Raw genomic sequence first — 9,922 nt, forward strand, 5'->3', positions numbered from 1 at the left:
CCACCCCCACAACATCACCCCCCTCACCGAAACCACCTGACCGCCCCACAACACAAAAAACGAGCCGGCACACAACCGACCCGTCCCGACCCGAACACCCGACACGCCCCACCACAGCGACGCAACGTCAACCACCGCACGAACAAGCGCCGTTGAACCCCCGCAAACAAATAGCTACCCAACGGTAAGCCATAGGCTCACACCATGCGCCGAGCAAAAATCGTCTGCACCCTGGGCCCCGCCACCGACAGCTACGACCAGATCAAAGCCCTCGTCGAAGCCGGAATGGACGTAGCCCGCCTCAACCTCAGCCACGGCACCCGCACCGAACACGAAGAGCGCTACCACCACGTCCGCAAAGCAGCCGACGAAACCGGACGCAGCGTCGGCATCCTCGCAGACCTCCAGGGCCCAAAAATCCGACTCGGACACTTCACCGAAGGCCCCGTACTCCTCGAACCCGGCGACACCTTCATCATCACCACCGAAGAAAACGCCGAAGGCAACCGCACCCAATGCGGCACCACCTACAAAAACCTCCCCACCGACCTCATCCCCGGCGAACACATCCTCATCGACGACGGCAAAGTCACCCTCCAAGTCACCCACATCGACGGCCCCCGCATCCACACCCACGTCATCGAAGGCGGCATCGTCTCCGACCACAAAGGCCTCAACCTCCCCGGCACCACCACCACCATCCCCACCCTCACCCCCAAAGACGAACAAGACCTCCGCTGGGCCCTCAACACCGGCATCGACATCATCGCCCTCTCCTTCGTCCGATCAGGCAACGACATCCAACACGTCCACCACATCATGGAGGAAACAGGACGCCACCTCCCCGTCATCGCCAAGATCGAAAAACCCCAAGCCGTCAACAACCTCAACGACATCATCGCCAAATTCGACGGCATCATGATCGCCCGCGGCGACCTCGGCGTCGAAATGCCCCTCGAACAAGTCCCCATCGTCCAAAAAAACGCCATCAAACTCGCCAAACGCAACGCCAAACCCGTCATCGTCGCCACCCAAATGCTCGACTCCATGATCGAGAGCCCCCGCCCCACCCGCGCAGAAGCCTCAGACGTCGCCAACGCCGTCATCGACGGCACCGACGCCGTCATGCTCTCCGGCGAAACCAGCCTCGGCACCTACGCCACCGAAACCGTCCACACCATGGCCAAAATCATCGAAGCCGCCGAAGAAGACATCCTCACCCAAGGACTCCCCACCCTCACCGAAAACACCAAACCCCGCACCCAAGGCGGAGCCGTCGCCCGCGCCGCCGCCGAAATCGGCGACTTCCTCAACGCCCGCTTCCTCATCGCCTTCACCCAATCCGGCGACACCGCCCGCCGCCTCTCCCGCTACCGCTCCCCGATCCCGCTCCTCGCCTTCACCCCCGAACCCGCCACCCGCTCCCAACTCAGCCTCACCTGGGGCGTCGAAACCTTCCTCGGACCACACGTCGACTCCACCGACGCCATGGTCGACCAGGTCGACGAGCACCTCCTCAAGCACGGCCGCTGCCGACGCGGAGACACCGTCGTCATCACCGCCGGCTCACCCCCCGGCCTCCCCGGCACCACCAACCTCGTCCGCGTCCACCACATCGGCGAGGACGACAGCCCCCGATAGACCGTCAGAACTTCGGCCCCACATGCGCGTCCAACAACGCCACGGACGCCTTCCGGGCCACCGACACGTTGAACGGGACGCCACCGCGCGTGCAGTACGTCCACTCGACGCCCAGCACATCGAGGGTGTCGGTGAAAAGCTTCCTGATGTCGTCCGACTTGTTGGTGAAGAAGTAGCGCGGATACTCGTACCGCTTGCGCACCCCGCCGACGAGCCGCGTCGCCCAGTTCGTGATCCGACACCCGTCGGAGTGAATCAGCCCCCGGACGAACTCCCAGGGGTGGGCGTCCACGACGGCCTGCTGCCAGGGCTCCAGAACGATCTTCCGGTCGTGCTTCTTCCCGGGGCCGTGTTGGGGGAAGAGACACGGCCAGTGCGCGTAGTAGCTCGCGACGGCTGTGCAACCGACGGCCTGCACGCGGTACGGCTTCCTGCTCGGGCTCACTGCTTCCATGGCTGCTGCGCACGCCTCGATGAGACACGGCCAGGCGTCGGCGCAGGCGATACGGAGGCAGTAGCCGGACCTCGCCGTCGCTGATGCAGCCGTCGCCCAGATAGAGGCCGAGCAGATAGCTGTAGGCCTGCTGGTCCTCGGGCGGCTCCGCAGTGGGGCCGCACTGCGGGCAGGGCGCCCACTGCATGCGTGGCGACGGTTCCATCCGGGTCTGCCATGATCGGATCGCGGCACGAGAAATGCCGGGTTCCTTGCTGACCGAGTTGAGACTGCGGCCCTGTGCCAGCAGGCTCAGCGCATGCTTACGTGTGCTGAGGTCGTACATGTGACCACGGTGCGCAATCGAGGGCACCCGTGGGCGGGAACAGCGGAGGATCACGCGAACGTGATCCTCCGCAAACGCGTGACCTTCAAATGTGAGGAAAAGTACCCCGGGTCGGATTCGAACCGACGCTGGATGGTGTTTGAGACCATTGCCTCTACCGCTGGGCTACCGGGGCTCCCTTTGAAAGCAAGGTCGGCGGTCACCCCGCCGTGCACCCACCTTACCGCAGCTGGGTAGGCTCTTGTCAGCAGCACCCTGCCCCGAACAAGGAGCCTCAGTGACCGCCCCCGAGTCGCCCCAGCCCGCAGACGTTGCCGACGACGACAAGTCGCACGTGCCCCCGCTGACGACCCGCGTCGTCATCGCCGAGGACGAGGCCCTGATCCGGCTCGACCTCAAAGAGATGCTGGAGGAGGAGGGCTATTCGGTCGTCGGCGAGGCCGGTGACGGCGAGCAGGCCGTGGAGCTGGCGCGGGAGCACAGGCCGGATCTGGTGATCCTGGATGTGAAGATGCCGAAGCTGGATGGCATCTCGGCGGCGGAGAAGATCGCTGAGGAGCGTATCGCGCCGGTGTTGATGTTGACGGCGTTCTCGCAGCGTGACCTGGTGGAGCGGGCGCGGGATGCGGGTGCGATGGCGTATCTGGTGAAGCCGTTCAGCAAGAGTGATGTGGTTCCGGCGATCGAGATGGCTGTGTCTCGGTTCACGGAGTTGAAGGAGCTGGAGAAGGAGGTCGCGGATCTCAGTCAGCGTCTGGAGACTCGGAAGCTGGTGGATCGGGCGAAGTCGATTCTTCAGACGGAGTACGGGCTGACGGAGCCGGCGGCGTTCCGGTGGATTCAGAAGACGTCGATGGATCGTCGTATGTCGATGCAGCAGGTGGCGGAGGCGGTCATTCAGGACGCGGAGGAGAAGAAGGCGGCGAAGGGCGGCTGAGTCTGCTTTTTGTTGTTGTCGGCGTGGTGAAGGCCGCCGCCCCCGGTGTCGGGGGTGGCGGCCTTTTGGTCGGTGGGTCGGTGGGTCAGTCTTCGCCGAGGTAGGCCTTGCGGACGGATTCGTCGTGGAGGAGGTCTTGTCCGGTGCCGGAGAGGACGACGTTGCCGACTTCCATGACGTGGCCCTGGTCGGCGAGGGAGAGTGCCGCTTGGGCGTTCTGTTCGACGAGCAGGATGGTGGTGCCTTGGGCCTTGAGTTCGGCGATGGTTGCCATGATCTTCTGCATCATGATCGGGGAGAGGCCCATGGAGGGTTCGTCGAGCATGAGCAGTTTGGGTTGGGACATGAGGGCGCGGCCCATGGCGAGCATTTGTTGTTCGCCGCCGGAGAGGGTGCCTGCGGCTTGATTGCGGCGTTCGCCGAGGATCGGGAAGAGGTCGTAGGCGCGTTGGATGTCTTTTTCGATGCCTTCTTTGTCTTTGCGGAGGAAGGCGCCGAGTTGGAGGTTTTCGTAGATCGTCAGCCGGGGGAAGATGTGCCGTCCCTCCGGGGAGTGGGCGAGGCCCAGGGAGACGATCTTGTGGGCGGGGACTCCGTTGAGGGGTTTGCCGTCGAAGGTGATTTTTCCGCTGGTGGGCTTGAGGAGTCCGGAGAGGGTGCGGAGGGTGGTTGTTTTTCCGGCGCCGTTGGTGCCGATGAGGGTGACGACCTGGCCGGCTTCGACGGTGAAGGAGATGCCTTTGACGGCTTCGATCTTGCCGTAGGAGACCCGGAGGTCCTCGACTTCGAGGAGTGCGGTCACTTGGCCTCTCCCTTGGTGCTGGTGGTGCTGGGTACGTCGTCCGTGGTGGTGGAGTCGGCGGTGTCGGCGGTTTCCTCGGGGGTGTTGCCGGTTTCGGGGGCGGAGGTGTTTTTGTTTGCCTCGCGGGTGCTGTCGACCTGGTCGGTCTGGTCGGTCTGGTCGGTTTCGTCGGTCTGTCCGGCCGCTGCGGCGGCTTCGGCTTCGGCGACTTCGGCGGCTTCTTCTTCTCCGGGTTCGCCTTGGAAGGGCTCGCCGAGGTAGGCGGCGACGACGCGTTCGTCGGCCTGGACGACGTCGGAGGTGCCTTCGACGAGTTTCTGGCCTTGGACGAGGACGGCGACGCGGTCGCAGAGGTTGAAGACGAAGCGCATGTCGTGCTCGATGAGGAGGACGGCGATGCCTTTGTCGCGGATGGCGAAGACGAGTTCCTCGGTGGCCCGGGTTTCCTGCGGGTTCATGCCGGCGGTGGGCTCGTCGAGGAGGAGGAGGCCGGGTTCGCTGGCGAGGGCGCGGGCGATCTCGAGTTTGCGTTGTTCGCCGTAGGGGAGGTTGCGGGCGAGGTGGTCGCGCTTGTGGGCGAGGCCGATGAACTCGAGGAGTTCCATGGCTCGTTCTTCGCTGGCTTTTTCGGCTTTCTTGAAGCCGGGGCCGCGGAGGAGGGCGGACCAGAGGCCTTCTTTGGTGCGGGTGTGGCGGCCGACGAGGACGTTTTCCAGGACGGTCATGTTGGCGAAGAGCCTGATGTTCTGGAAGGTGCGTGCGATGCCGGCTTTGGTGACGAGGTGTGGTTTGGGCGGCAGGACGGTGCCTTTGTAGGTGACTGTTCCCTCGGTGGGGACGTACAGCCCGGTGAGGCAGTTGAAGAAGGTTGTCTTGCCGGCGCCGTTGGGGCCGATGAGGCCGACGATTTCGCCGGCGTTGACGGTGAAGTCGACGGAGCGGACGGCGGTGAGGCCGCCGAAGCGCATGGTGACGTCGCGTGCTTCGAGTACGGGTGTGGTCATTTTTGGTTACGCCCCCGCCTTGGTGACGGCCGGTTCGTCGGTCAGCGTTGTGGTGTCTGGTACGTCGAGTTGGCCGGTTTCGTGGAATTCGAGTTGGCGGCGGCGGTTGGCCACGATGCCTTCGGGGCGGAAGCGCATGAGGAGGATGAGCGCGATGCCGAAGGCGAGGAGTGACTTGTCCTGGAGGAAGACGAGCTTTTCCGGGATGAGGTAGAGGAGTGCCGCGCCGAGGAGGGGGCCTGCGACGGTGCCCATGCCGCCGAGGACGACTGCGGCGAGCAGGAAGGCGGAGTTGGGTGGGGTGGATCCGGCGAACTGGTAGGGCGTCGGTACGACGCTGTAGGTGACGTGGGCGCTGACGGTGCCGGCGAGGCCGGCGAGGGAGGCGCCGAGTGCGAAGGCGATGAGTTTGACGCGGAAGCCGTTGATGCCCATGGCGGTGGCGGCGGTTTCGTCTTCGCGGATGGCGATCCAGGAGCGGCCGATGCGGGAGTCGGCGGCTCGGGTGTAGACGAGGACGACGATGGCCATGATGAGGACCATCAGGAGGTAGTAGTTGGCGAATCGGCCGAGGGTGAGGCCGCCGATGTTGTGGGATTCGCCGAGGTTGAAGCCGAAGAGGTTGAGGTCGGGGATGGCGGCGATGCCGTTGGGGCCGTTGGTGATGTCGGGGCCGGAGACGCCGTCCATGTTGTTGACGGCGATGCGGAAGATTTCTCCGAAGCCGAGGGTGACGATGGCGAGGTAGTCGCCGCGGAGTCGGAGTGTGGGGGCGCCGATGAGGACGCCGAAGATGAGGGATGCGGCGGCGCCGGTGAGGGCGGCGGCCCAGAAGGGGAAGTGGACGCCGGAGAAGGTGGAGAATTCGGAGCCGGATACGAGGGCGGCGGTGTAGGCGCCGACGCCGAGGAAGGCGACGTATCCGAGGTCGAGGAGGCCGGCGAGGCCGACGACGATGTTCAGGCCGAGGGCGACGGTGCCGAAGATGAGGATGTTGACGCCGATGTTGGCGTAGTGGTCGTCGCTTTGGGTGAAGGGGAAGGCGATGGCCGCGGCGAAGCCCATGGCGAGGGTGAAGCTGCGGTTGTGGGCGACGATGCGGGAGATGCGGTCGAGGAGGCCCGCGGTGTGCAGGGCCCACATGGTGAAGGCGACGAGGATGAGGTAGCCGATGAAGAGTTCGCCGTATTCGGTGTCGATGCCGTAGGTGAAGACGCCGAGGCCGACGATGGTGATGACGGTGATGAGGGCGCGTTCGAGCCAGGGGGTGATGGGTGTCGGGGCGGGGATCTTTTCGGCTTTGGCGATGTATGCCTTGAGGTCGGTTTTGGTGTCGCCGGTTAGTTCTTGTGGGAGGGCGAGGGCGCCGAGGAGGGGGAGGAGGGAGGCGATGGCTGCGATCCAGCCGCCGGGTTCGAGGTTGACGAAGCCGCCGAGTTCGACGCTGATGGCGATGACGGTGAACCAGGTGGTGGCGAAGCCGCCGAGGGCGGTGAGGAACTGCGGGGCGTTGTTTCCGGCGGGCAGGAGCCAGCGCAGTCCGCGGATGCCGTAGCCGGCGAGGGCGTGGAGGGTGGTGAGGATGCCGGCGGTGAAGGTGAGCCATTGGAGCCCGCCGGGGTAGCCGTCGATGGTGAGGTCGCCGGGGAATTCGGCGGTCCAGGTCCATGCGAGGAAGGCTGAGGCCGCGGTGGCGGGCATTTCGGGTGTGGTCTTGGTGTCGGTCATGTGGATCACGCCCTGTCCGCGACGCGTTCGCCGAGCAGGCCTTGGGGCCTGACGAGCAGCACGATGATGAGCAGGCAGAAGGCCCAGACGTCCTTCCATGAGCCGCCGCCGAAGAGTTCCATGCCGGGGATGTCGTCGATGTAGGCGGAGGCGAGGGTTTCGGCGATGCCGAGGACGATGCCGCCGAGCATGGCGCCGTAGATGTTGCCGATGCCGCCGAGGACGGCTGCGGTGAAGGCCTTGAGGCCCATGAGGAAGCCCATGCGGTAGTCGACGTTGCCGTACTTGAGGCCGTAGGCGAGGGCGGCGACTGCGGCGAAGAATCCGCCGATGGCGAAGGCGATGACGATGATGCGGTTGGTGTCGATGCCCATGAGCTGTGCGGTGTCGGGGTCTTGGGCGGTGGCTTGCATGGCGCGGCCGGTGCGGCTCTTGCGGACGAAGATGGCGAGGGCGGCCATGCAGATGATGGCGGCGGCGATGAGGAAGATGTCGGCGTCCTTGATGGTGATGGAGCCGATGTCGTGGGTGGTGTCGAGGCCGGGGAAGGCGCGGGCTTTGTCGGCTTCGGGGTAGAAGTTGCGGACGACTTCCTGGAGGGCCAGGGAGAGGCCGATTGCGGTGATGAGGGGTGCCAGGCGTGGGGCTCCGCGCAGGGGGCGGTAGGCGAAGCGTTCGGCTCCGACGGCGATGAGGACGGCGACGATGGCGCCGCCGAGCAGCATGAGGGGTACTGCGGCTGCCATGGGTGTGCCGTCGGGGAGGATGTAGAAGTAGACGGTGAGTGCGCCGAATGCGCCGGTCATGAAGATTTCGCCGTGTGCGAAGTTGATGAGCTGGACGATGCCGTACACCATCGTGTAGCCGATGGCGATGAGCCCGTACATCGAGCCTAGGAGCAGCCCGTTGGCCAGCTGCTGCGGCAGGGTGTTCACCGCGTGGCCTCCATGTCGCTGAGGGTTGGGTTGTGCACAGTGGGTGCCGGTCGTCTGGGTGTGGAAACGGGCCGCGCGGTCGGGGTCCTCCTCCCGCGCGGCCCGGGTGTGGTGTGCTGGGGGTGGATCAGTTGACGGTGCCGGTCTTGGCGGCCTTCCACGCGCCCTTTTCGACGGCGTACACGGTGAGCTGCTTGTTGGTGGTGTCGCCGTATTCGTCGAAGGCGACCTTGCCGGTGAGGCCGTCGAAGTTGGACTTCTGGACCTCGTCGACGACCTTGGAGCGGAGGTCGTTGATGTCGGTGGGGAGCTTGCCGCCGTTGGCGTCCTTGACGGCCTTCACTGCGCGGATGATGGCGGTGGTGGCGTCGTAGGCGTAGGCGCCGTAGGCGCCGTAGTCGCCCTTGTAGCCCTTGGACTTGTAGGTCTCGATGAAGGTCTTGGCGGCGGGGAGGGTGTCGGCGGGGACGCCGATGGCGGTGGCGAGGTCGCCTTCGGAGCTGGTGCCGGCGGTTTCGATGTAGGTGCTGGCGAACATGCCGTCGCCGCCGAAGAGGGGGATGTTGACGCCGGCGCCCTTGAGTTGCTTGGTGATGAGGGAGGACTCGTCGTACTGGCCGCCGTAGTAGAGGATGTCGGCGCCGGAGTTCTTGATCTTGGTGACGAGGGAGCCGAAGTCCTTGTCGCCGGTGTTGATGTGGTCGGTCTGGGCGACGGTGCCGCCGAGCTTCTTGAACTCTTCGGTGAAGATCTTGGCGAGGCCGGCGCCGTAGGTCTGCTTGTCGTCGACGACGAAGGCCTTCTTCTTCTTGAGGTCGTTGTAGGCGTAGGCGGCGGCGAACTTGCCCTGGAGGGCGTCGGTGGTGGCGGTGCGGAAGTACGTCTTGTACGGCCGCTTCTTGTTGGTCTGCCAGTCCTTGCCCTGGGTGAGTTCGGGGTTGGTGTTGGAGGGGGAGATCTGGACCATGTTGGCGGAGGCGAAGACCTGCTGCATGGTCTGGGCGACGCCGGAGTTGAGGGGGCCGACGGCGCCGACGACGGTCTTGTCGCCGGTGAGGGCGGTGGCGTTGGACTGGCCGGTGGCGGGTTGGGCCTTGTCGTCGAGGGCCTTCAGTTTGAAGGTGACGCCGGGGACGAGGTTGTTCTTGTTGGCGTCGTCGACGGCGATCTGGGCGCCGTACTGGATTCCGAGACCGGTGGTGGAGTTCTCGCCGGACAGGGGGGCGTCGACGCCGATGGTCAGGGTCGTGGTGCTGCCGCCGTCACTCGAACCACCGCCGTTGTCGTCTCGGGAGCCGCAGGCGGTGAGAGTCAGAGCTCCGGTCGTGAGAACGGAGGTAAGAATCACCAAGGAACGCTGTCGCACAATCAGTCCTTTCCGCAGGCTCGGCCGCCCTGTGTTGTGGGCGGCGGATGCCGCGCCGGTACCGAACTCCCGATGGAGCGGTGACTGGGCGTGACTCTAAGCGGGAGGATTGGCGGGGAGGAGGGTCTGACGAAGGCTGTGACTCTCTTGTTATGACACGACGTAATGCAGAGCGGTACAGCGTGGGGGGAACAGCGGAATTCAAGCCGATTCGCCCAGTCCGCATTGTGAGAACGTGCAGGACGGGCGGCGGGTGGGTTCAGGTGTCTCGGCGGTTTTGGTAATGACGGTTTTCGTTGCTGCAGGCTACTGGCGGGGCGTCCGGAAGATCACGTACGTGGGGGCAGGGGGCACCAAAAGTCCGATCTTTTATTGCGTGGGTATTACGCAGGGTTACAGGCAGGAAATGGAATGCGACGTTCCTTGACGCTTTTCGGTATTCCGTGACATGCGCGCTGATGGTGATCTTGCGGGGGAGAAACTGCCTTTGTCCAGATAGGTGAAGGCGGGCCGGCTGTCGCGATCGGACCCCTTTGCGGTGGGGTGCGTGGGTGTTCCGGCTCGGGCCGGGAGCGGGGCGGGAATCGGGCGCCGCTGTTTCCCGGCGCTCAATTCGCTTGCCGGGAGCGGGGGTTGAGGTGTGCCCGGCGAGGCCCGTGCCGGCCGTCGAAGGGGCGTGGCCGGTGGCAGGGGCGTCCGTGGGGGCTGCGCCGGGGGTGCCCGTCGGGGT

7 protein-coding genes, 1 tRNA gene and 1 pseudogene are annotated in these 9,922 nt (G+C 65.2%); 2 read left to right on the forward strand and 7 right to left on the reverse strand.

Annotated features, from left to right (window positions below; translation table 11 throughout):
• Positions 1–204: 204 nt before the first annotated feature.
• Positions 205–1,641: a pyruvate kinase gene (pyk, locus tag MTQ10_RS22420; protein ID WP_247471471.1), complete on the forward strand. Its 1,437-nt coding sequence runs from the start codon at positions 205–207 to the stop codon at positions 1,639–1,641.
• A 4-nt stretch (positions 1,642–1,645) separates the two neighbouring features.
• On the opposite strand, the pseudogene MTQ10_RS22425 reads toward pyk, so the two are convergent.
• Positions 1,646–2,420 (reverse strand): annotated as a pseudogene (locus MTQ10_RS22425) (transcriptional regulator).
• Positions 2,421–2,522: 102 nt separating this feature from the next.
• Positions 2,523–2,595, reverse strand: a tRNA-Leu gene (locus MTQ10_RS22430).
• Positions 2,596–2,697: 102 nt separating this feature from the next.
• Here MTQ10_RS22430 and MTQ10_RS22435 point away from each other — a divergent pair.
• The gene (locus MTQ10_RS22435) at positions 2,698–3,357 is read left to right on the forward strand and encodes an ANTAR domain-containing response regulator (RefSeq protein WP_247471475.1); all 660 of its coding nucleotides are present in this window, start codon (positions 2,698–2,700) and stop codon (positions 3,355–3,357) included.
• 85 nt (positions 3,358–3,442) lie between these two features.
• Here the strand turns inward: MTQ10_RS22435 and MTQ10_RS22440 are convergent, their stop codons facing one another.
• The 5 genes from MTQ10_RS22440 to MTQ10_RS22460 all read right to left on the reverse strand — a co-directional run bounded on the left by MTQ10_RS22440 (position 3,443) and on the right by MTQ10_RS22460 (position 9,177).
• On the reverse strand, positions 3,443–4,159 hold the full coding sequence (locus tag MTQ10_RS22440; protein WP_247471478.1) for an ABC transporter ATP-binding protein: 717 nt from the start codon (positions 4,157–4,159) through the stop codon (positions 3,443–3,445).
• The gene (locus tag MTQ10_RS22445; protein WP_247471481.1) at positions 4,156–5,163 is read right to left on the reverse strand and encodes an ABC transporter ATP-binding protein; all 1,008 of its coding nucleotides are present in this window, start codon (positions 5,161–5,163) and stop codon (positions 4,156–4,158) included. The genes MTQ10_RS22440 and MTQ10_RS22445 overlap by 4 nt, the downstream gene beginning before the upstream one ends.
• 6 nt (positions 5,164–5,169) lie before the next feature.
• On the reverse strand, positions 5,170–6,891 hold the full coding sequence (locus tag MTQ10_RS22450; RefSeq protein WP_247471484.1) for a branched-chain amino acid ABC transporter permease: 1,722 nt from the start codon (positions 6,889–6,891) through the stop codon (positions 5,170–5,172).
• Positions 6,892–6,896: 5 nt separating this feature from the next.
• The gene (locus MTQ10_RS22455) at positions 6,897–7,826 is read right to left on the reverse strand and encodes a branched-chain amino acid ABC transporter permease (RefSeq protein ID WP_247471487.1); all 930 of its coding nucleotides are present in this window, start codon (positions 7,824–7,826) and stop codon (positions 6,897–6,899) included.
• Positions 7,827–7,953: 127 nt separating this feature from the next.
• On the reverse strand, positions 7,954–9,177 hold the full coding sequence (locus MTQ10_RS22460; RefSeq protein WP_247471489.1) for a branched-chain amino acid ABC transporter substrate-binding protein: 1,224 nt from the start codon (positions 9,175–9,177) through the stop codon (positions 7,954–7,956).
• Positions 9,178–9,922 lie beyond the last annotated feature (745 nt).

It is taken from the genome of Streptomyces sp. XM83C, from assembly GCF_023072675.1.
Lineage (GTDB): Bacteria > Actinomycetota > Actinomycetes > Streptomycetales > Streptomycetaceae > Streptomyces > Streptomyces thermocoprophilus.